Origin of the sequence: Pseudoxanthomonas suwonensis J47, from assembly GCF_000513955.1 — a bacterium.
Lineage (GTDB): Bacteria > Pseudomonadota > Gammaproteobacteria > Xanthomonadales > Xanthomonadaceae > Pseudoxanthomonas > Pseudoxanthomonas suwonensis_C.
The window spans coordinates 40,805-62,884 of the sequence record NZ_AZUZ01000014.1; the positions used below are offsets into that span (position 1 = coordinate 40,805).

Below are 22,080 nucleotides of genomic sequence, written 5' to 3' on the forward strand. Positions count from 1 at the left end.
AGCCCGGCTCAGTGGCAGGTGAATCGCACGCCGTGGCGACGGGAAGGGTTCAGGACAGTGAACCCTCCATGATCTGCACGGCCTGTTTGTTACCCTCGGGCCCATGGATGGATCCAATCCGGTTCCCGGCGTCCCCGGCATCGCAGTCGGGGCGCCTTCCCGCAATGATGCCGCGTGGCGCACCCTGCAGGCCGCCACGGCGGCGCTGCACGCGCAGGTCGAGGCCACGCCGTTGATGGCGGCATTGATGTCGCCGGCGGTGGACCGGAGCGTGTGCGTGGAACTGCTGCAGCGCCTGCTGTGCATCCACGCCGGCTGGGAAGAGCTCAATGCCGCGCGCCTGCAATCGCTGTCGTGGCCATGGCGACCGCGTGCCCGCGGCCTGCGTTACGACCTGATGGCGCTGGGCGTGCGCCCGGCCACGCAGGCCGTGCCTGCGCCGCGCGCGGACTGCGATGCCCAAGCCTGGGGCATGCTCTACGTGGTCGAAGGCTCGGCTCTCGGCGGCCGCCTGATCGCGCGCCACCTGCGCGCGCACGTGCCGCAGCTCGCGGAGGCGATCGAGCATTTCGAAGCGGCCGATGTGGGCCCCGGCTGGCCGGCGTTCCGCGCCGCGCTCGAGCAGGCCCTGCCCGACGATGTGAGCCGTGCGCGCGCCGCCGGCGCCGCGCAGGCGATGTTCACCCACTTCCACGGGCAGCTTGCCCGTCCCATCGTCGCCCATGGCGACGCAGGAACCGTAACCGCATGAGTGTTGCCGCACCCGCTGTTCCCGACCTCGACGCCTGCGCGCGCGAGCCCATCCACATCCCCGGCTCGATCCAGCCCCACGGCATCCTGCTGGCGATCGATCCGGACAGCGGCCGCGTGCTGCAGGCCAGCGCCAATGCCGCCGCCGAACTGCTCGGCGGACAGGGCCAGGTGCAAGGGCAGGCCTGGGATGCGCTGCTGCAGGTCGATCCGGCGCAGGCGGCCGCGCTGCGTCCGGTGCAGGCGCCGCTGCACCTGGGCCACGCGCCGTGCGCGGTGGTGCGGACCGGCCTGGCGCGCTGGAAGGCGGCCTGGCACCTGTATCCACGGCGCTGGCTGCTGGAGCTGGAACCGGCGCAGGGTGCGCAGACCATGGCGCTGGGCGATGCGCTGCGCGCGCAGCGCGAGATCGACCGCGCGCCGGGCGTCGCCGAGGCGGCGCGCCATGCCGCCGTGGAGATCCGCGCCTTGGCCGGCTACGACCGGGTGATGGTCTACCGCTTCGACGAGGAATGGCATGGCGACGTGATCGCCGAAGTGCGCCGACCCGGACTGGAGAGCTACCTGGGCCTGCACTATCCGGCCAGCGACATCCCCGCGCAGGCGCGCGCGCTGTACCTGCGCACGCGCATCCGCCAGATTGTCGACGTCGGTTACACCCCGGTGCCGGTGGAGCCGGCGATGGATCCGCGCGACGGCCGGCCGCTGGACCTCAGCGACTGCGGCCTGCGCAGCGTCTCGCCGGTGCACTGCGAATACCTTTCGAACATGGGCGTGGCCGCGACCCTGGTCACCTCGCTGGTGGTCAACGACCGCCTGTGGGGCCTGGTCGCCTGCCACCACTACCAGCCGCGCTTCGTCGACCACGACGTGCGCGATGCCTGCGAGGCGGTCAGCCAGGCGCTGGCCGCGCGCATCGGCAGCCTCGAGGCGATCGCGCGCAGCGACGTCGAACAGTCGCTGCTGACCGTGCGCGAGAAGCTGATCACCGCCTTCTCCGAAGCCGACGGCTTCACCCCGGAACTGCTGACCGACATGGCCGGCGACCTGCTCGACGTGGTCGATGCCGACGGCGTGGCGGTATTCCATGGCGAGCAGCTGAGCCGGCTCGGCCGCACGCCCGACGAAGCCGGCCTGCGCCGCATCCGCGCCGCGCTGGAGGACAACGTGCAGGTCCGGCGCGAGACCGACCACTCCGGCATCCTGCACCTGTCGGAGATCGGCGCCGCGTTCCCGGAACTGGCCGACCTGGCGGCGGACGCCGCCGGCCTGGTCTACGTGCCGCTGCAGCCCAAGGCGCGCAGTGCGCTGCTGTGGACCCGCCGCGAGCAGGTGCGCACGGTGAACTGGGCCGGCAATCCCTCGCTGGCCAAGCTCGAAGACCTCCCTGGCCGGCTGTCGCCGCGCAAGAGTTTCGAGCTGTGGCAGGACACGGTGCGCGGGCGTTCGCGCAGCTGGTCGCCGCTGCACCTGGATTCGGCGCGCAGCCTGCGCGTGCTGATCGAACTGATGGAGCGCAAGCGCGACCGCCAGGACCTGGCGCTGCTGGAGGCGACGCTGGCGCGCCTGCGCCACGGCGTGGCCATCCTCGAGCGCCGCGGCGAGCCGGCGCGCAGCCGGCTGGTATTCGTGAATCCGGCTTTCGTGCGCGCCAGCGGCGCGACCGCGACCGCGGCGCTGGGCATGGAACTGCGCGACCTGGACCCCGCGCTGGCGGCGGCAATCGACGAAGCCGGCCTGGAAACGCGCCTGGCCGAAGGCGAAGCGCTGCGCCTGCAGCTGCCCCTGTGCGACGAACGCGGCCAGCTCCGTCCCTGGCTCTTCGAGTTCGAACCCCTGCCGGAAGCCGGCGCGCACTGGCTGGTGCAGCTGCGCAATCCAGGAGAGGCGTCCTCATAGCCCCTCTCCCTCCGGGGCGCTTCCCCGTGCCTTTGCGACCGGTGCCGTGGTCGGTACCCGGCCCTCTCCCCTTGCCCCTCTCCCGGAGGGAGAGGGGAATTTCCTCGCCTAAAGTTCCAGGCGCGTTTCGCCCAGGGGCGCGCCCATCGGGCCCCAGCGGCGTTCGATGATCGCGCCGCCGCCGGCGCGGTCGAGCAGGACCACGGTGCTGGCGCGGGTGCCGTACTCCTCGCCGCGGATGAAGGCGGACGACAGCCAGCGTTCGCTTTCCAGGCCGATGCCGGTGTCCGGCAGCGCGTCGTCCGGATAGGTGCGGTCGTCGGCCAGCGCTTCGAACAGCGCCGCCGGATCGCCGTCGTGATCGTCGTCAAGCCAGGCCTGCAGCCGCGCGCCCAGCGCCACGGCCTTGGGCCAGCGCGAGTCCAGTGCGGCGTTGGACAGCACGTGCACGCCCGGCGCGACGATGTCGGATCGCGGGCCAGGCCGGTTGCTGGTCCACGTACAGTGCGTGCGATCGGCCAGCAACAGGTTGAACGGGCGGTACTCGCCTGCCCGCGCGAGCAGCGCCTGCGAGGCGCCGGCCGCATCCTGTCCGCTGCGCAGCCAGTCGCTGGCCAGCAGGCCGCGCGAGAGGCCGTGCTGCGGCGCGCGCATGTCGCGCACGTTGGTCACCAGCGCGCAGCGTTCAACGTCGTCGACGCCCAGCCAGGTGCCGCCGGCTTCGAGGTCGCGACCGGCGGCGATGCCGGGCGCATCGTCCCAGCGCGCCAGCGGCGCGGTCGGACGCGCGTGGAATTCGTCGCGGTTGCCGGCCAGCACGAAGCGCCAGCGAGGATGCGATTCCCAGGCGAAGGCGACCACGCACATGGGCGCGTCCTCAGAGCGGCCGCAGCTGCGCGCGCCGGCGCACCGCCGCCACCCAGCGCGAGGCCACCGCCGGCGAGGTGATGCACACCGCCTCGTCGGTCACCGTGGTCACCGCGCGTTCGAGCAGCTGGATGTCGGCCTCGTGCTGGCGCGCCACGTGCGGGTCCTCGAAGAACACCGCGCGCTGGCAGCGCCGTTCCAGCACCAGGTCGGCGATCTGCGCGTCGCCGCCCATCGGCCCGCTGAGGAAGCGGTGCACCCACGGCGTGTCCTGCGGCCAGCCGCGGCTCCATGCCAGCTCGTTGAGGCGCTGGCCGGTGGTGCCGGTGCCCACGCGGCGGGCGAAGCGCGAGAGCACGTCGAAGTGCTCGGCGGCGAAGGCCAGCATCTGCGGCTTCATCGCGTCGTGCGCGATCAGCGCCAGGGTCTGCGATTCGAAGTCGTGGAAGCGGTCGGCGGTGGGGTCCGGCGCCAGCCCGGCGTGGATGCGTTCGTTCTCGATCCAGTCGCGCGCGCTGGCCACGGTGGAGATGAAGGGCTTGCCGTGGATCACGCACTGGCGCTTGAGCGCCACCGCCTCGGGGAAGATCGAGGACGGATCGACCGGGTCGATCAGGTAGATCGCACCATCGAGGGTGCGGCCATCGCTGCCCATGCCGACGATCTCGGCGACCAGCTTCATCAGCCCGCCCTCGCGGCCATAGGGATAGCGGCGCAGGCCGGCGTAGCCGCGCAGCATCCCGGCGGCGGCGATCGCGTCGTGGGTGCGGCCGACCGCGTGGATCTCCAGGCCCAGCTCGCGGATCCCCGGCTCGCTGGCGCGCAGCCAGCGGAACAGCGCGGCGTCCTCGGTGGCGTGGTGCAGGCGGTTGGCGGCAAGGCCCAGGCGCATCGGTGCATGGCTCCGGATTCGGTCCGGAGGCAGTCTACCCGGCCACATCCGCCAGGTGCGGACGTTTGACCGTGGTCAGGTGCGCGCCGCCGATTCGGCGTAAGGTGGTGGCCGCTCCCTGGCTGGAGGACTGACGATGGACAGGACCATGAAGGCCGCGGTCGTGCATGCGTTCGGGCAGCCGCTGCGGATCGAGGAGGTGCCGGTACCGCGTCCCGGGCCCGGCGAGCTGCTGGTGAAGATCGAAGCCTGCGGCGTATGCCATACCGACCTGCACGCCGCCGGCGGCGAGTGGCCGGTGAAGCCGCAGCCGCCTTTCATTCCGGGGCACGAAGGCGTGGGCCACGTGGTCGCGGTCGGCGCCGGCGTCAGCCACGTCCGCGAGGGCGACCGCGTCGGCATCCCCTGGCTGTACTCGGCCTGCGGCCACTGCGAGCACTGCCTGGGTGGCTGGGAAACCCTGTGCGAGCAGCAGCAGAACACCGGCTACTCGGTCAACGGCGGTTTTGCCGAATACGCGCTGGCCGATGCCGGCTACGTCGGCCACCTGCCGGCGAACCTGGGCTTCGTCGAGGTCGCGCCGGTGCTGTGCGCCGGGGTCACCGTGTACAAGGGCCTGAAGGTCACCGACACCCGACCCGGCGACTGGATCGTGGTCTCCGGCATCGGCGGGCTCGGCCACATGGCGGTGCAGTACGCGCGGGCGATGGGCCTGAACGTGGCCGCGGTCGACGTCGACGACGCCAAGCTCGATCTCGCGCTCCGGCTCGGCGCCACCGTCGCGGTGAACGCGCGCAGGGCCGATCCGGTGGAGGTGATCAGGCGCGAGATCGGCGGCGCGCATGGCGCCCTGGTCACCGCGGTCTCGCCCGCGGCGTTCGAACAGGCGCAGGGCATGGTCCGCCGCGGCGGCACGGTATCGCTGGTCGGGCTGCCGCCGGGCAGCTTCCCGCTGGACATCTTCGGCATGGTGCTGAACGGCATCACCGTGCGCGGCTCGATCGTCGGCACGCGGCTGGACCTGCAGGAATCGCTGCGGTTCGCCGCCGACGGCAAGGTCGCCGCCACCTTGTCCACCGACCGGCTGGAGAACATCAACGACGTCTTCGACCGCATGCGCGACGGCCGCATCGAGGGCCGGGTGGTGCTCGATTTCAGCTGAAGCCCGGGCGCCGCGGGTCAGGCGGCGCGCGGCGGGCGCAGCACCAGGCGCACGATCACCCCGGCCACCAGCCCCCAGAACGCCGCGCCCACGTCCAGCAACGACAGGCCGGAGGCGGTGACCAGGAAGGTGACCAGCGCGGCGTCGCGTTCGTGCGCGTCCTGCCGCGCGGTGGCCAGGCTGCTGCCGAGGGTGCCGATCAGGGCGATGCCGGCGATCGCCAGCACCAGCGCCTGCGGGAAGGCCGCGAACAGCCCGGCGACGGTGGCGCCGAACAGGCCGACCAGCAGGTAGAAGATGCCCGCCCACACCGCGGCCATGTAGCGTTTGGCCGGATCGGGATGCGCTTCCGGGCCCATGCAGATCGCCGCGGTGATCGCCGCCAGGTTCAGGGCGAAGCCGCCGAACGGGGCGAGCACGAGGTTGGCCGCGCCGGTCCAGCCGATCGCCGGCGACACCGGCACCGGATAGCCGGATGCGCGGATCACCGCCACGCCCGGTACGTTCTGCGAGGCCATGGTCACCACGAACAGCGGCAGGGCCACGCCCAGCACTGCGGCGAGGCTCATGCGCGGCGTGGTCCACTCCGGTCGCGCCAGTTCCAGGCGCAGCTGGCCCAGGTCCAGCTGCGCGGTGGCGGCGGCGATCGCGGTGCCGACCAGCAGGGTGAGGATCACCGCGTAGCGCGGCCAGAACCTGCGCGCGGCCAGCCAGGTGCCGAGCATCGCCAGCACCAGCAGCGGCTGCGCCTGGATCGCGGCGAAGGCATCGATGCCGAAGCGCAGCAGCACGCCGGCGAGCATGCCCGAGGCCAGCGACAGCGGGAACCGCCCGAGCATGCGTTCGAACACGCCGGAGAACCCGGCGATGACGATCAGCAGCGCCGACAGCAGGAAGCCGGCGATGGCCTCCTCCATCGGCACGCCGGCCGCGCTGGTCACCAGCACCGCCGCACCGGGCGTGGACCAGGCGGTGACCACCGGCATCTTCCAGCGCAGCGACAGGCCGATGCAGGTCGCGCCCATGCCCAGGCCGAGCGCCCACATCCACGAGGCGGTCTGTGACGGCGTCGCCCCTAATGCCTGCGCGGCCTGGAACACGATCGCCGCGGAACTGGCGAAGCCCACCAGCACGGTGACGAATCCCGCAGCGATCGCGGAGACGGACTGGTCGCGCCAGAGGCGCTGGGAGAGGGGTGTCGCACTCATGGCGGCAGGGTCAGGTCGTCGGCAAGGGAGGGCCGGTTCGGCGGAACGTCGGCGGGTGAGGAGGCGGGCGACGGCTTACTCGGACTCGATGCCGGCCAGCTCCAGCACCCACTGCGGAACCAGCGGTTCGTCGGGGAGGATCTTCCGGCGAGGCGTCGAACCCAGCGCCCAGCGGTGCAGCCAGCCGATGCCGGCCGCGCCGGTGTAGCCGCCTTCACCGCGGGCATAGGCCGCGTCCTGCATCGCTTCGTCGAGGCTGACCAGGCGGTAGCCGCGCTGGCGTACTGCATCGATCAGCGCCGCGTAGGAAGCGGCGTTGAGCTCGTTGGCGTGCATCAGCCACACCTGCGGCAACGCGTAGCCGAGCAGTTCGATGGACTGCCGCTCGAAGTAGTCGAGCTTGTCGAGCATGTACGGCACGTAGCCCTCGCGCAGCCGCTGCAGCGTGCCTCCGGGGTCGTCCACCTCCACCTCGCCGTCGAGGACGCGTGCGTAGGCGGCGGCCCAGATCCATTCGCTGTTGTCGACGGTGACCGGGGCGATCGCGTAGCCGAGCCGCTCGAAGCAGGCCTGCAGCACCTCCCGGTCCGCGGCATCGCGGCCGGCGCGCAGGTACGGATGGCGGAACCAGCGCGGCACCTGCCCGCGTTCGGCCAGCAGTGGACGCAGCACCTGCTCGCCGCGTTCGACGTCCTCGCAGTAGGCGGCTGCGCCGATGTCGGCGATCTGCGGATGGCTGTAGCCGTGGTTGCCCAGGGCGTAGCCGGCATCGAGCCAGTCGCGCAGCATCGCCACCCGTTCCGGCGCGAGCTGGCCATCGACCTGGAGCTTGAACTCGTTGACGAAGCCGGTGACCGGCACACCGGCGCGGGCCAGCTGCGCCATCAGCTGTTCGTGCCGCTGCTGCAGCACCTCGCCGGAGACCGCGCCCGCGCGCTGCCAGGGCAGGTCGTCGATGGTGACGGCGATGCGCCGGTCGATGGTTTCGGCACTGGCCGTCGTGCACGCGGCCAGCAGGAGCAGGGCGAAGTGGCGGAGCAGGGATGGGCGGGTCATGGCCGCATTGTGCCCAACAATTGGGCTGCCACCCTCCCCCTGCCGGCGAGGAGGGCCGGATGTCGACTTCGGCGCCGCTCAGGAAGGCGCAGGGTTCCCCCCCGTAGCCCGGGTCAAGCGGAGCGCACCGCGCCGCTGCAATGCCAGGACGCTGGCGAGGCCTGGCGCGTCGCCACGCGCTGCGGACTCACCGTCGGACGCGTTGAACCCGGAAGCGGCCTTTGGCCTTATCCGGGCTACGCCGGACGGCTGGCAGGGGTACGACGCGTACGCAGGCGGTTCGATTCCGCTGCTGCGTTGGCCCGCTCCCCGACCCCCCGCTCCGCGCCCCGGCCCGCGTCCATCGGACGCGGGCGTTCGCCGGCATGCGCGCCCGTGGCGCGCGAGCAATGCCGCCTCACCCCGGTGGGCGAGGGGCTCCAGGCGAGCTCAGGCCGCGGCCGGGGTCCGCTCCACGCCGCCGGCCAGCAGCAGCTCGGCGATGCTCTGCGCGGCGTCGCGGCCTTCGGCCACGGCGGTGACCACCAGGTCGGCGCCGCGCACGGCGTCGCCGCCGGCGAACACGCGCGGGTTGGTGGTCTGGTAGGGCAGGCGGTTGTCGCCGCCGGCGAGGATGCGGCCGTTCGGCGTGCCCTCGATGCCCAGCGCGCTCGCCCACGCCGGCAGTTCCGGCGAGAAGCCGAAGGCGATGATCACCACGTCGGCGTCGATCACCGATTCGCTGCCCTCGACCGGCACCGCCACGCGGCGGCCGCGGGCATCCGGTTCGCCGAGGCGGGTCTCGACCACGCGCACGCCGGTCACGCGGCCGTCGCCATCGCTCTCGATCGCCAGCGGCTGGCGGTTGAACAGGAAGCGCACGCCTTCCTCGCGGGCGTTGGCCACCTCGCGTGCCGAACCCGGCATCGAGGCCTCGTCGCGGCGGTAGGCGCAGGTGACCCGCGCCGCACCCAGGCGGATCGCGCTGCGCACGCAGTCCATGCCGGTGTCGCCGCCGCCGAGCACGACCACGCGGCGGCCGGCCAGGTCGGGCAGCTTGATCCGGTCTTCCCAGCCTGCGATCGGCCGGCCCATCGCCGCCGTGCCGTCCTGGGCGATGCCGGAGACGATGCGCCCGTTCTGCACCAGGAACGGCAGCGCCGGCAGCACGCCCTCGGCCTCCTGGCCCGGCAGGCCGCCATCGGTGTAGCGGTAGGCGCCGGTGCCGAGGAACACCGCGTCGAACTCCTCCAGCAGCTGCTCGAGGGTGACGTCGCGGCCGACCTCGACGCCGAGGCGGAACTCGATGCCCATGCCTTCCAGCACCGCGCGGCGCTTGGCGATCACCGACTTGTCGAGCTTGAAGCTGGGAATGCCGAACTGCAGCAGGCCGCCGATCTGCTCGTAGCGGTCATACACGACCGCGTGGATGCCGGCGCGCGCCAGGCGGTCGGCACAGGCGATGCCGGCCGGGCCGGCGCCGACCACGGCGACGCGCCTGCCGGTGGGCTGCACTTCGGAGAGGTCCGGACGCCAGCCGCGCTCGAAGGCGGTGTCGACGATGTACTTTTCCACCGCGCCGATGGTCACCGCACCGAAGCCGTCGTTGAGCGTGCAGCTGCCCTCGCACAGGCGGTCCTGCGGGCAGACGCGGCCGCACACTTCCGGCAGCGGGTTGGTCGAGTGGCACAGCTCGGCCGCCTCGAGGATGCGGTTCTCCTGCACCAGCTGCAGCCATTGCGGGATGGCGTTGTGCACCGGGCACTTCCAGCTGCAGTAGGGATTGCCGCAGTCCAGGCAGCGGCCGGACTGGTAGGCGGCCTCCGCGTGGGCGAACTTGCCGTACAGCTCGCCCCAGTCGCCGGCGGTGCGCAGCTCGAGCGGGATGCGCCGCGGCATTTCCCGCGGCAACTCGAGGAACTGGAAAACCTGCTTGCGACTCATGGCTGGTACACCTGGACCAAAGCCCCCTTGGCAAGGGGGTGCCCCGAAGGGGCGGGGATCGGAAGTGCGCAATGGGGCCCGCGGTTTGCGCAGCAAAGCGTGGGGGCTTCCGTGCGCAGCGCGGAAGTCATGCCGCCCTCCGCAGCGTGTCGGCGAGGGATTCGATGCTGGCGGCCTTCGGCTTCACCAGCCAGAACTTGCCGACGTAGTCGCGGAACTCGTCGAGGATCTGCTGCGCCCAGATGCTGCCGGTCAGCTCGCGGTGGCGGGTGACCAGGCGGTGCAGGTGCTGGCGGTAGCTCTCGAAGCCTTCCGGCGAGATGCGGTGGATGTCGATCAGCTCGTGGTTGTAGCGGTCGACGAAGTCGCGGTCCTGGTCGAGCACGTAGGCCAGGCCGCCGGTGAAGCCGGCGCCGAAGTTGAGGCCGACCTTGCCCAGCACCAGCACCACGCCGCCGGTCATGTACTCGCAGCAGTGGTCGCCGGCGCCTTCCACCACCGCCAGCGCGCCGGAGTTGCGCACGGCGAAGCGCTCGCCGGCGCGGCCGGCCGCGAACAGCTCGCCGCCGGTGGCGCCGTACAGGCAGGTGTTGCCGAGGATCGGCGTGCTGCGCGCCTCGAAGCGCGCGCCGCGCGGCGGGCGCACCACCACGCGACCGCCGGCCATGCCCTTGCCGACGTAGTCGTTGGCCTCGCCTTCCAGCTCCAGGTTCAGGCCACCGGCGTTGAATGCGCCGAAGCTCTGCCCCGAGGTGCCGCGGAAGTGCAGGGTGATCGGCGCGTCCTCCATGCCATGGTTGCCGTGCGCGCGGGCGATGGCGCCGGACAGGCGCGCGCCGATGCTGCGGTCGGTGTTGTGGATGAGGTAACGGTGCTCGGCGCCGGTCTTGTTGGCGATCGCGTCGGCCAGCTGCAGGTCCAGCTGGGTGGCCAGGCTGTCCGGCGATTCGTACAGGCGCGGCGCGGCGCAGTGGCCTTCGTCGCGCGGCACCGGGTGCAGCAACCGCGACAGGTCCAGGCGCACGCCTTCGCGCGGCACCACGTCCAGCTGCCGCAGCAGGTCGGTGCGGCCGACGATCTCGTCCAGCGAGCGCGCGCCCAGGTAGGACAGCCAGCCGCGTACTTCCTCGGCCAGCAGGCGGAAGAAGTTCTCCACGCGCTCCGGCAGGCCGGTGAAGTGCTCCGAACGCAGGCGCTCGTCCTGGGTGGCCACGCCGGTGGCGCAGTTGTTGAGGTGGCAGATGCGCAGGTACTTGCAGCCGAGCACGATCATCGGCGCGGTGCCGAAGCCGAAACTGTCGGCGCCCAGCAGCGCGGCCTTGACCACGTCCAGGCCGGTCTTCAGGCCGCCGTCGGTCTGCAGGATGGCGCGGTCGCGCAGGTCGTTGGCGACCAGCGCCTGGTGCGACTCGGCCACGCCCAGTTCCCACGGCCCGCCGGCGTAGCGGATCGAGCTGATCGGGCTGGCGCCGGTGCCGCCGTCATGGCCGGACACGGTGATCAGGTCGGCGCCGGCCTTGACCACGCCGGCGGCGATCGTGCCGACGCCGGCATGCGAGACCAGCTTCACCGAGACCAGCGCCTGCGGATTGACCTGCTTGAGGTCGTAGATCAGCTGGGCGAGGTCCTCGATCGAATAGATGTCGTGGTGCGGCGGCGGGCTGATCAGGCCGATGCCCGGGCGCGCGTAGCGCAGGCGCGCGATCAGCTCGTTGACCTTGTGCCCGGGCAGCTGGCCGCCTTCGCCGGGCTTGGCGCCCTGTGCGACCTTGATCTGCAGCACCTCGGCGTTGACCAGGTACTCGGGGGTGACGCCGAAGCGGCCGGACGCCACCTGCTTGATCTTGGAACGCTTCTCCGTGCCGTAGCGGACCGGATCCTCGCCGCCCTCGCCGGAGTTGGAGCGGCCGCCGAGGCGGTTCATGGCGATGGCCAGGGCCTCGTGCGCTTCCGGCGACAGGGCGCCGAGCGAGATCGCGGCGGTGTCGAAACGGCGCAACAGGTCCGAGGCCGGCGCGACTTCCTCCAGCGGCACAGGCGTCTCCGCCGGCTTCAGCTCGACCAGGTCGCGCAGCGCCGAGGCCGGGCGCGAGTGCACCGCTTCGGTATAGGCCTTCCAGTCGGCCGGGTCGCCGGTACGCGTGGCCTTCTGCAAGGTCATGACCACGTCCGGGTTGTACATGTGGTACTCGCCGCCGTGGACATACTTGATCAGGCCGCCGATCTCCGGCTTGCGCAGCTCGTTCCAGGCCGCCGCCTGCAGCTCGCGGGCGTCGCGGTCGAGGCGCTCGAAGCCGGCGCCGCCGACGCGCGAAGGCGTGCCGGCGAAGCACAGGTCGACCACGTCCTGGTCCAGGCCGACGATCTCGAACAGCTGCGCGCCGCGGTAGCTGGCGATGGTGGCGATGCCCATCTTCGAGATGATCTTGCTCAGGCCCTTGTACAGGCCCTTGCGGTAGCTGCGGCCGACCTGGGCGACCTCGCCCTTCTTCAGCTGCAGGATGCCGCGGCGGGCCATGTCGAACAGGGTCTGGTACGACAGGTACGGATAGACCGCGGTGGCGCCGTTGCCGAGCAGGCAGGCCATGTGGTGCGCGTCGCGCGCCGTGCCGGTCTCGATGATCAGGTTGACGTCGCAGCGCAGGCCGACGTTGCACAGGTGGTGGTGGACCGCGCCGGTGGCCAGCAGGGCGTGCACCATCGGCCGCTCCGGCACCGGGTAGCGGTCCGACAGCAGCAGCATGACCATGCCGTCGCGCGCGGCCTGCTCGGCCTCGCGGCAGATCCGCTCGATGCCGGCCTTGAGGCCTTCCTCGGGCGAATACGACAGGTCGATCAGGCGGTTGCGGCTCTCGTACTGCGGCATCTTCAACAGCTGGCGCAGCTTGCGCTGGCTGAGCACCGGCGAGTTGAGGATGATGTGGTTCACCGTCTCCGGGCCGGCATGGAAGATGTTGGTCTCCTTGCCGAGCTGGGTGGACAGCGACATCACGCAATCTTCCCGCAGCGGGTCGATCGGCGGGTTGGTGACCTGGGCGAAGGCCTGGCGGAAGTAGTCGTACAGCGGGCGGTTGCGCCGGCTGAGCACGGCCATGGGCGTGTCGTCGCCCATCGAGCCGGTGGCTTCCTGCTCGATCTCGGCCATCGGCCGCAGTACCAGCTCCACTTCCTCGGTGCTGAGCTGGAACAGCTTGTGGTAGCTGCGCAGGGTCTTCTCGTCGAAGGGCTCTTCGGCCAGCGACGGGTCGATCAGCTCGGTCTGCAGGTAGGTCACGCCCTGGTGCAGCCACTGCTTGTACGGGGCGCGGCCGCGGTTGATGCGGTCGACCGCGTCGGTGTCGAGCAGGTCGCCGCGCTTGAGGTCGATGGCGATCATCTCGCCCGGGCCGAGCTTGCCTTTGCGCACCACCCGCTCGGTCGGCACTTCCCACACGCCGGCTTCGCTGGCGACGATGAAGTGGCGGTCGGAGGTCAGCAGCCAGCGCGACGGGCGCAGGCCGTTGCGGTCCAGGGTGCAGGCGGCGTAGCGCGCATCCAGCGAGACGATGCCGGCCGGGCCATCCCACGGTTCGGTGTTGAGGCCGTAGAACTCGTAGAACGCGGCCAGGTCCGGGTCCTTGAACTCCAGCGACTGGGTCGCCGGCGGGACCAGGATGCGCAGCGCCTGGATCAGCTCCATGCCGCCGGCGACCAGCAGCTCGAGCATGTTGTCCAGGCTCTGCGAGTCGGAACCGTGCATCGACACCAGCGGCTGCAGCTCGGCGACGTCGAACTTCGGCGTCTTCCACACCTTGCCGCGGGCCTGCGCCCAGCGGCGGTTGCCTTCGATGGTGTTGATCTCGCCGTTGTGGGCGAGCATGCGGAACGGATGCGCCAGCGGCCAGCGCGGCAGGGTGTTGGTGGAGAAGCGCTGGTGGAAGACCACCGCGCTGGAGGCAAGCTCGGCGCGCTGCAGGTCCGGGTAGAAGCGCACCAGCTTGTCCGGCAGGACCATGCCCTTGTAGCCGATCGAGTGCGGCGCCAGGGTCACCACGTAGCAGTCGGCGACTTCGCGCAGGCGCTGCTCGCTGCGGCGGCGCGCCAGGAACAGGGCCAGGGCGAAGGCCTCGTCGTCCTGGCCGCTGCCGGCCTCGACGAACAGCTGCTGGATCGCCGGCAGGGTGTCGCGCGCCAGCTGGCCGCAGACGCTGGCGTCGGTCGGCACCGCGCGCCAGCCCTTCACCTCCACGCCGACGCGGTGCAGTTCGCCTTCGAGCACGTCGCGGCACTGCGCGGCCTGGGCCTCGTCGTGCGGCAGGAACACCAGGCCGGCGGCGAAGCGCGCGTCCGCGGCGATATCGATGCTGGCCTCGTGGGCGAGGGTGCGCAGGAACGCGGTGGGTTTGCGGATCAGCAGTCCGCAGCCGTCGCCGGTGAGGCCGTCGGCGGCCACGCCGCCGCGGTGGGTCATGCGCGAAAGCGCAGCGATCGCGGTATCGACCAGCGCACGCGATGGCTGGTCGTCGAGCTGGGCGATCATCCCGAATCCGCAGGCGTCGCGTTCGGAGGTCGGGTCGTAGAGCCCGTGGCGGTTGCGAGGGGCCATCTGCATCTCGAAGAGCGTGCGCACCGGGCGCTGTTTCCCGGACGCGAGGGAAGGCGGCTCCGCACACAGTTTCCGAGGAAACTGGCGCGACCTGGAATGCCGCCGGAAGCCCGACTAAAGCACAGATGTTGCGGTGCCGCAACCGCGATGCGGACGCCTGGAAAAGGTGCTTTTGAAACCGTCTGGTCGCGACCTGAGTGCAGGCGCCCGGAGCAGCTCCCGCCAGTCGCGCACGCGCGAAAGCGGCGGGCGGGTGCGCGCCCTGTTCATGATGCAAACGCAGTCCGATGCGCGCGGCGGTGACGCCCGCCGCGCGCGACGCTCAGCCGCAGCGCACGGAAGTAATCGTGCCGGCGTCGTCGACTTCGATGTTCAGGCGCGCCCCGTCGAACTCCATGGTCACCATCTCGCCCGGCTTGAGGATGCGCACCTTGTCGGCGCCGGCATCGATACGCGCCTGTTCGGCCTTGGCGTCGTCGACCGCCTGGCCGATCAGGCCCTGCACCTTGCTGGCATCGCAGGTCGGCGGCGCGTCGGCGTCGGCCGGCGGCGGCGGTTCGGCGGCGGATTCGGCGGCTTGCTGCGCGGCGACCAGTGCCTGCTCCTGCTCGGCGGCATCGTCTTCCTGGGCGACTTCGGGAGTGCAGGCGGAAAGCAGGCCCAGCAGGGCCAACGACGGAAGCAGGCGAAGGACGACAGACGCGCGCATGGGAATTCCAGCACGTCGACGCGGGTGTGCTCCTCGTCCGACGGACGACAGACGCGCGCATGGGAATTCCCGGTGGAAGTGCGCAGCAAGCTTGCCGGAGGCCACATTCGCGAACCGTTAACCGCGGCCGCCGATGTCGCGGTTTGACGTTGCCGATGCGCGGCGACGACGCGCTCCATGCACCACGATGGTGACACTGGCGTCCCCCGCCGCGCCCTCCTCCATGCCCAGCACGCCGCCGATCCCCGATTGCGCCCGCGATGCCGACCGCGCCGGCCTGGTGCACGTGGGCGACGACGCCCCCGGGATCCGCCGCGTCCGCTGCGGCAAGGGCTTCGCCTACCGCCTGGGCGGCAAGGCGGTGCGCGACGCGGCGACCTTGGCGCGGATCCGCGCGCTGGCGATCCCGCCGGCCTGGACCGACGTGTGGATCTGCGCGGATGCCTGCGGCCACCTGCAGGCCACCGGCCGCGACGCGCGCGGGCGCAAGCAGTACCGCTACCACCCCGACTGGGTGCGGCATCGCGGTGCCGGCAAGTTCACCCGCGTCGTCGCCTTCGGCGAAGCCCTGCCGGCGCTGCGCCGCAGCCTCAGGCGCGACCTCGGCCTGCCCGGCCATCCGCGCGGCAAGGTGCTGGCGCTGGTGGTGGCGGTGATGGACGAGACCCTGCTGCGCATCGGCAACGACACCTACATGCGCAGCAACCGGTCCTACGGCCTGACCACGCTGCGCAACCGCCACGTCGACTTCCTCGCCGGTGGCCGCGCGCGGATCGCGTTCCGTGGCAAGGCCGGCCAGCCGCAGGAAGCGGTGCTCGACGACGCGCGCCTGGTGCGACTGATGCGCCGCTGCCGCGAGTTGCCCGGGCAGGCGCTGTTCCAGTACCGCGACGACGATGGCGCGGTGCTGCCAGTGCAGTCGACCCAGGTCAACGACTACCTGCGCGAAGCCATGGGCGAGGCGTTCACCGCCAAGGACTTCCGCACCTGGGGCGGCACCGTCGCCGCGATCCGCCGGCTGGTGGCGCTGGGCGAGGCCGAGGCGAGCCAGCGCGGGCAGGCCGCGCAGCAGATGGAGGTGGTGCGCGAGGTGGCCGCGGCACTGGGCAACACGCCGGCGGTGTGCCGCAGCGCGTACATCGATCCATGCGTGTTCGAAGGCTGGCTCGATGGCAGCCTGCAGCGGCAGTGCGCGACCTGCCGCGGCCAGCGCCAGTGGGAACGGGCGGCGCTGGCCTACCTGCGCCGCGCCCATCGCGTGCGCCGCACCCCGCGCCGCCGGGGCTGAACCGGTGGAGTGGGGCGTGCCCCGCATGCTGCCACTACCGCTGGACGCAAGCGACCAGCGGAGCAGGCGCCTGCCGGACAGCAGCGAGGCACGCTCCGCTCCACAGGAAGTCCGTCAGCTGCAGGACATCCCGGTGATCGCGTTGTTGCGGCCGGTCTCCACGGTCAGGCGCGAGCCGCCGCTGGTGGCCGGGACGGGCTGGTGGGTGCTGCCCTGGCGTTCGCCCGCGCCGCGCACCACCTGCAGTTCGGTGCTGTCGCTGTCCACCCGCGCCCGGGCGAGGGTGGCGTCGGAGGCGGCCAGGCCGACCGCGCCGCGGACCATGTCGGTATGGCACTGGCCGGAGATGACGCCGTCGATCGGCGCCACCTCGGCGATGCGCGGTCCGGCGCAGCCTGCGAGCAGGCAGGCGCCGAGCAGGCAGGCACCCGTGGCGGCAATGGGGCGGGGGGATCGCGCCATGGCGGTACTCCGTGAAGCCGGGAAAGCCAGCCTGCCGCCGCCGCCGTGGGCGCAGGATGAAGACCGCGGTATTCCGCGCGGCCATGCCCGACCCGCGCGGATGGAATAGGCGGACGGCGCCCGGCGGATGCGCCATGATCGGCGCCATCACAGCGCGGGGAGGCCGCACCGATGCATATCCAGGAAACGCCGCCGGATGCCAGCGGCGGACAGGCCGCGGTCGCGTCATGGCTGCTGCCGCTGGTGATCACCCTGTTCTTCGCCTGGGGTTTCTGCACGGTGCTGGTGGACGTGCTGATCCCCAAGCTCAAGGCGACGTTCCAGCTGAGCTACGCCGAGGCGATGCTGACCCAGTTCTGCTTCTTCCTGGCGTACTTCATCGTCTCGATCCCGGCCGGGCTGCTAGTGAGCCGGATCGGCTACATGCGCGGCATCGTGCTGGGCCTGGCGGTGATGGCCGGCGGCTGCCTGATGTTCTCGCCGGCCGCGTCGATGGGCTGGTATCCGGCCTTCCTCGCCGCGCTGTTCGTGCTGGCCGGCGGCATCACCCTGGTGCAGGTGGCGGCCAATCCGCTCGCCGCGGGACTTGGCGATCCGGCGCGGGCGCACAGCCGGCTCACCCTGGCGCAGGCGTTCAACTCCTTCGGCACCATGCTCGGGCCGCTGTTCGGTTCCTCGCTGATCCTGGCGGCGGGCGTGAGCGAGCCGACGCCGGGCATGGATGCGGCGGCGCTGGCCGCGTTCCGCGTCGAGCAGGCCGGCCACGTGCGCCTGCCGTACATGATCATCGCCGGCGTGCTGCTGGTGCTGGCCGCGCTGTGCTGGGCCTACCGCCGCGCGCCGGTGCCGGTGGTGCGACCGGTCGGGCAGGCCGACTATCTGCGCCTGCTGCGGATCCCGCGGCTGAGCCTGGGCGCGCTGTCGATCTTCCTGTACGTGGGCGCGGAAGTGGCCATCGGCAGCGCGCTGGTGAACTACCTGATCATGGTCGGCGCGACCGGTTCGGAACACGCCGCCGGCAACCTGATCTCGGTGTACTGGGGGTTGGCCATGGTGGGGCGTTTCATCGGCGCGTGGGTGCTGCGCATGGTGCCGGCCGGGGTGGTGCTGGCCACCTGCGCGACCTGCGCCGGCCTGCTGGCGCTGCTGGCCGGCACGACCCTGGAAGGCACCGCCGCGGCGGTGGCGATCCTGTCGATCGGCCTGTTCAATTCGGTGATGTTCCCGACCATCTTCACCCTGTCGATCGACGGGCTGGGCGAGGACACCCCGGGCGGTTCCGGCATCCTGTGCCTGGCCATCGTCGGCGGCGCGATCGTGCCGCTGCTGATCGGCATGACCGCGGACCGCTTCGGCCTGGCGCTGGCGCTGGTGGTGCCGGCGGCGTGCTACGTATGGATCGCCTGCTACGGGCTGCTGGTGCGGTTCGGCGTGCTGCCGGCCCGCCCGGCGCCGGCAGCGGTCGCCGCGGCGGAAACCTGAGGCGCGGTTGCGGATGGGGGCACAGGAGCGCGCGGGCGGATTGCCGCGGCTGGTGGTGTTCGGCGAGGCGCTGACCGACATGGTCCGCACCGGGCCGGACAGCTGGCGCAGCGTGGCCGGCGGCGCCTGCTGGAACGTGGCGCGGGTGGCGGCGCGGCTGGGCGCGCCCACCGGCTGGGGCGGGGCGGTGAGCAGGGACCTGTTCGGCGAGGAGATCGTCGCGCTTTCGCGCGAGGCCGGCCTCGACCTGCGTTTCCTGCAGGTGGTGGAGCGCGCGCCGCTGGTGGCGATGGTCCACGCGCTCTCGCCGCCGCGCTATTTCTTCCTCGGCAACGACACCGCCGACCTGGCCTTCGATCCTTCGCTGCTGCCGGCCGGCTGGGAGCGGGCCTGTGCGTTCGCCCATTTCGGCTGCATCAGCCTGGTGCGGCAACCGCTGGGCGCGCGCCTGCTGGCGATTGCCGAGGCGCTGCATGCGGCCGGGGTGCCGATCAGCTTCGATCCGAACTGGCGCAACCTGATGGGCGACGATTACCCGGCGCTGTTCGAACGCCTGGCGGCGCTGGCGACGGTGGTGAAGCTGTCGGACGAGGACCTGCGGCATATCTATCCGGCGCTGGAGCCGGAAGAGGCGATCGCGCATGTGCGCGGGCTCGCGCCGGCGGCGACCCTGCTGTACACGCAGGGCGTGGAGGGCATCACCGCTTGCCAGGGCGATACCTGCATGCGGCAGCCGGCGTTCCGCGTCGAAGTGGTCGATACCGTCGGTGCCGGCGACGCCTGCATTGGCGGTTACCTGGCCAGCCTGTTGCAGCGGCCGGAAGCGTCGCTGGGGGAACATGTGCGCTTCGCCGCCGCCGCTGCCGCTGCCGCCTGCACGCGCGCCGGTGCGCATGCGCCGACGGCGGCCGAGGTGCAGGCGCTGCTGGACGCATCGGCCTGAGTCGGACGCCGGCCCTCTCCCCCAACCCCTCTCCCGGTGGGAGAGGGGCTCGTTTCGCTCGTGTAGCCCGGATAAGCGAAGCGCATCCGGGACGGGTAAGCGGTTGGCGCTTGAGTCGCGTAGTGGGTGAATTACCCCGGGTGCGGCCTGCGGCCTTACCCGGGCTACGCCCCGGTTTCCGCTCTTCCTTTGCAGCTGGCGCCGGGCACAGCCGGTGAGCGTGGCTACCGGATCGTGCGCAGTACTTCGTAGCAGGCGCCCATGGTGTGGTAGTCGGTCTTGCCGGCGGGGCTCTTCTCGTCGGTGAGCTTGCGGTTGTCGGGGCCGAGGATGCGGTACCAGGCGCCGTGCTGGTGGTCGACGAAGTGCGTCCAGCTGTAGGTCCAGATGCGGTCGTACCAGTCCCAGTAAGTGGCATCGCCCGTGCGTTCGGCCAGCACTGCCGCCGCGGCGATCGCCTCGGCCTGCACCCAGAAGTACTTGTCGGCGTCGTAGATGCCGCCGTCGATGTCGTTGCCGTAGACCAGGCCGCCATGGACCGGATCCCACGCCATCGCCACGGCGCGGTCGAACAGTTCGCGCGCGCGCGGCAGTCGCCAGTCCTGCGGGTCATGCCGGTCCAGCCCGAGCAGCAGCTTGGCCCATTCCACCTGGTGGCCGGGCTGGAAGCCCCAGGGCCGGAAGATGTTGCTGCGGTCGCCGCGGTTGTAGTCCCAGTCCACCGACCAGTCCGGATGGTAGTGCTCCCATACCAGGCCACCGGCCAGCGCGGCCTGGCGGCGGGTCATGTTGTCGGCCAGCAGCGCCGCGCGCTGCAGGTAGCGCCGCTCGCCGCTGGCCTCGAACGCCGCCAGCCAGGCCTCGCAAGCGTGCATGTTGGCGTTCTGGCCGCGGTAGGGCGAGACGTTCCAGTCCGGATCGGCCTCGTCGGCGTAGAGCCCGGATTGCGGCTCCCAGAAGCGCCGCTCCATCAGTTCCCAGGTTTCCTCCAGCCAGCCGCGCGCCTCTTCCAGGCCCGCTTCCAGCGCCTTCGCGTAGGCCAGCACGACGAAGGCCAGGCCGTAGCAGTGGTTGGTCGCGTCCTGCACCTGGCCGTCGTGCAGCACCCAGGCGTAGCCGCCGGTGGCCGTATCGCGGTGCGCATCGCGCAGGAAGGCGATGCCGTGGCGGACGGCGTCGCGGTAGGCGTCCTCGCCGAATGCCTGCCAGGCCATGGAGTAGTTGAAGACGAAGCGCGTGCTGCTGACCAGGTGCCGCGTATGCGCGTCGTAGACGCGGCCGTCGTCCTTGAAGAACTGGAAGAAACCGCCGCGCGGGTCGATGCAGCGCGGATGGTAGAAGGCCATCGTGCGGCGCACGTGGTCGAGCAGGAACGGGCGGGAGTGGAAGTCGGGTGCGCTGGTGGCCGGGTTCCCGCTCATGCCGCTGCTCCTCAGTCGTCCAGGGGGTCCTGCATTACATAGGATTCGCGGAAGACGTCGTCGCGGACGATCCACTGGCTGCCGTCCGCGGCGGTGACCAGCCAGTCTCCCGCCGACCCGGTCAGCATGCCGCCTTCGATCTCGACGCTGAAGGCGGAATCCATCCGCACCGCATCCACTTCGACCGGCTGCTTGACGTAGCTGCCCGGAGCGCCGGCCACCAAGCCCGGTTCCGGACTGTAGCTGGCCAGGAAGGTCTCGCGCGGAATCGGCCAGCGCTCGCCCTTGACGCCGGTGGCGAGGGCGTCGCCGGCGCGGTAGCGCACCGGGCCCTCCAGCGTCTGGAGCGTGCCGTCTTCCGTGGCGAATTCCACCGCCACGGAAACCGGCTTCTTGGTGGCTCGCATCAGGCGGGTTCCTCCAGCTCGGCGTGTTCGACCAGGCTGAGCCAGTTGCTGTGTTCGGCGGTCAGCTCGTCGGCGATGCGCTGCGCCAGCCGCTCGAGCTCGCGCCCATTGTCCGGGCCCAGGCTTTCCAGTTCCAGCTTCAGCGCCGAGAGCCGGGCCGCCATCGCGCCGGCCTGCGAGGCCAGGCGCTTCACCTCGAGCTTGCTGGCGATGCCGTGCAGGCAGGCGGCGAACGCCGGACCGGCCGCGGTGATGATCAGCCACTTCGGGCTGTGGAAGAAATGCGCGATCGCCTCGAGAGCGTGGGGCACCGCATTGCCCATTGCGCGCCACGACTCGACGCCGATCGGCACCAGGTGGCCCGCCGCCGCCGCGAGCACCAGGTAGAAGATGCCACGGGTCGCCCGTTCCAGCCCGCCATGCAGCTCCTCCCAGCGATGGTGGGCCTTGGCCTGGTAGCCGATCTGGTCCTCGAGCAGGGCCAGGATCGCCGCACGCCGCGTCGCCTCGTCGGCGATCCCGGGCGCCGCGGGAATCCGCGCCAATGCCTCGGCCCGGAAGCGTTCCGCCTGCTTGCGGCAGGACAGCCAGGCGTGGTGGGTCGACGACTCCGGGCGGCGGTCGCGGCGGACCATGGCGACGATGCTCACCAGGATCACCACTTCCGCCAGCGCCCAGACCAGGCCCATGGCGTGGCCGAGGAAACCGATCGCGCCCAGCACCGCGGTCAGCACCGCCAGCGCGGCCAGGAAGTGCAGCAGCACGACGCGGTCGCGGTGGCGGTTGGCCGCACGCGACGCGGCACGGTCCCACTGGTCGAAGTGCCGCGCCCACGCATCCTCGTCCAGTCCGCAGGCCTCGACGAACGCCTGCGGTCCGCGATACGCACTGATGAAGCTGCCGCCTTCCAGGCGCGGATAGCCGAACGGCCGCATCAGCAGGCTGAACAGCCGACCGCTGCGCGACGGGGCGGACGGCTTGTCCCACGTCCTGGCCAAGGTTTCGTCGACTTCGTGCATGTTCTTT

General features: G+C 71.5%; 17 protein-coding genes. 6 read left to right on the forward strand and 11 right to left on the reverse strand.

Annotated features, from left to right (window positions below; all coding sequences use genetic code 11):
* Window positions 1-103 precede the first annotated feature (103 nt).
* Together M503_RS0105570 and bphP are read left to right on the forward strand one after the other, a co-directional pair.
* Window positions 104-751, forward strand: coding sequence for a biliverdin-producing heme oxygenase (locus M503_RS0105570; RefSeq protein ID WP_028920050.1), 648 nt, complete (start codon window positions 104-106; stop codon window positions 749-751).
* Window positions 748-2,649: a bacteriophytochrome BphP gene (gene bphP, locus M503_RS0105575; protein ID WP_028920049.1), complete on the forward strand. Its 1,902-nt coding sequence runs from the start codon at window positions 748-750 to the stop codon at window positions 2,647-2,649. The genes M503_RS0105570 and bphP overlap by 4 nt, the downstream gene beginning before the upstream one ends.
* A gap of 108 nt (window positions 2,650-2,757) precedes the next feature.
* Here the strand turns inward: bphP and M503_RS0105580 are convergent, their stop codons facing one another.
* Together M503_RS0105580 and M503_RS0105585 are read right to left on the reverse strand one after the other, a co-directional pair.
* Window positions 2,758-3,516, reverse strand: a complete 759-nt coding sequence (locus M503_RS0105580; protein WP_028920048.1) for an NRDE family protein — start codon at window positions 3,514-3,516, stop codon at window positions 2,758-2,760.
* Between the two features lie 10 nt (window positions 3,517-3,526).
* Window positions 3,527-4,408 (reverse strand): methylglyoxal synthase, encoded by an 882-nt coding sequence (locus tag M503_RS0105585; protein ID WP_028928137.1) that lies wholly within the window; start codon window positions 4,406-4,408, stop codon window positions 3,527-3,529.
* Window positions 4,409-4,544: 136 nt separating this feature from the next.
* On the opposite strand from M503_RS0105585, the gene adhP reads away from it, so the two are divergent.
* Entirely contained in the window at window positions 4,545-5,570 is a 1,026-nt protein-coding gene (adhP, locus tag M503_RS0105590; RefSeq protein ID WP_028920046.1) for an alcohol dehydrogenase AdhP, read from the forward strand.
* A 17-nt stretch (window positions 5,571-5,587) separates the two neighbouring features.
* On the opposite strand, the gene M503_RS0105595 is transcribed toward adhP, so the two are convergent.
* The 5 genes from M503_RS0105595 to M503_RS0105615 all read right to left on the reverse strand — a co-directional run bounded on the left by M503_RS0105595 (window position 5,588) and on the right by M503_RS0105615 (window position 15,051).
* Entirely contained in the window at window positions 5,588-6,778 is a 1,191-nt protein-coding gene (locus tag M503_RS0105595; protein ID WP_028920045.1) for a benzoate/H(+) symporter BenE family transporter, read from the reverse strand.
* A gap of 75 nt (window positions 6,779-6,853) precedes the next feature.
* Window positions 6,854-7,834, reverse strand: coding sequence for a polysaccharide deacetylase family protein (locus M503_RS0105600; RefSeq protein WP_037060602.1), 981 nt, complete (start codon window positions 7,832-7,834; stop codon window positions 6,854-6,856).
* A 429-nt stretch (window positions 7,835-8,263) separates the two neighbouring features.
* The gene (locus tag M503_RS0105605; RefSeq protein ID WP_028920043.1) at window positions 8,264-9,757 is read right to left on the reverse strand and encodes an FAD-dependent oxidoreductase; all 1,494 of its coding nucleotides are present in this window, start codon (window positions 9,755-9,757) and stop codon (window positions 8,264-8,266) included.
* A gap of 127 nt (window positions 9,758-9,884) precedes the next feature.
* Entirely contained in the window at window positions 9,885-14,342 is a 4,458-nt protein-coding gene (gene gltB / locus M503_RS0105610) for a glutamate synthase large subunit (protein WP_028920042.1), read from the reverse strand.
* A gap of 322 nt (window positions 14,343-14,664) precedes the next feature.
* On the reverse strand, window positions 14,665-15,051 hold the full coding sequence (locus M503_RS0105615) for an I78 family peptidase inhibitor (RefSeq protein ID WP_028920041.1): 387 nt from the start codon (window positions 15,049-15,051) through the stop codon (window positions 14,665-14,667).
* A 133-nt stretch (window positions 15,052-15,184) separates the two neighbouring features.
* Here M503_RS0105615 and M503_RS0105620 point away from each other — a divergent pair, with 133 nt between their 5' ends.
* The gene (locus tag M503_RS0105620) at window positions 15,185-16,339 is read left to right on the forward strand and encodes a DNA topoisomerase IB (protein WP_197017183.1); all 1,155 of its coding nucleotides are present in this window, start codon (window positions 15,185-15,187) and stop codon (window positions 16,337-16,339) included.
* 114 nt (window positions 16,340-16,453) lie between these two features.
* Here the strand turns inward: M503_RS0105620 and M503_RS0105625 are convergent, their stop codons facing one another.
* On the reverse strand, window positions 16,454-16,801 hold the full coding sequence (locus tag M503_RS0105625) for a hypothetical protein (RefSeq protein ID WP_028920039.1): 348 nt from the start codon (window positions 16,799-16,801) through the stop codon (window positions 16,454-16,456).
* A 171-nt stretch (window positions 16,802-16,972) separates the two neighbouring features.
* Here M503_RS0105625 and M503_RS0105630 point away from each other — a divergent pair, with 171 nt between their 5' ends.
* Window positions 16,973-18,283, forward strand: coding sequence for a sugar MFS transporter (locus M503_RS0105630; protein WP_028920038.1), 1,311 nt, complete (start codon window positions 16,973-16,975; stop codon window positions 18,281-18,283).
* Window positions 18,284-18,296: 13 nt separating this feature from the next.
* Window positions 18,297-19,226 carry a carbohydrate kinase family protein gene (locus M503_RS0105635; RefSeq protein ID WP_028920037.1) on the forward strand — a complete coding sequence of 310 codons (930 nt, stop codon included), beginning with the start codon at window positions 18,297-18,299 and terminating at the stop codon, window positions 19,224-19,226.
* A gap of 224 nt (window positions 19,227-19,450) precedes the next feature.
* Here M503_RS0105635 and M503_RS0105640 read toward each other — a convergent pair whose 3' ends face one another.
* The 3 genes from M503_RS0105640 to M503_RS0105650 are packed head-to-tail and all read right to left on the reverse strand — an operon-like array spanning window position 19,451 to window position 22,073.
* Window positions 19,451-20,647 carry an AGE family epimerase/isomerase gene (locus M503_RS0105640; protein ID WP_028920036.1) on the reverse strand — a complete coding sequence of 399 codons (1,197 nt, stop codon included), beginning with the start codon at window positions 20,645-20,647 and terminating at the stop codon, window positions 19,451-19,453.
* An 11-nt stretch (window positions 20,648-20,658) separates the two neighbouring features.
* Window positions 20,659-21,054, reverse strand: a complete 396-nt coding sequence (locus M503_RS15755) for a PGDYG domain-containing protein (protein ID WP_051414304.1) — start codon at window positions 21,052-21,054, stop codon at window positions 20,659-20,661.
* Window positions 21,054-22,073 (reverse strand): hypothetical protein, encoded by a 1,020-nt coding sequence (locus tag M503_RS0105650; RefSeq protein WP_028920035.1) that lies wholly within the window; start codon window positions 22,071-22,073, stop codon window positions 21,054-21,056. The genes M503_RS15755 and M503_RS0105650 overlap by 1 nt, the downstream gene beginning before the upstream one ends.
* Window positions 22,074-22,080 lie beyond the last annotated feature (7 nt).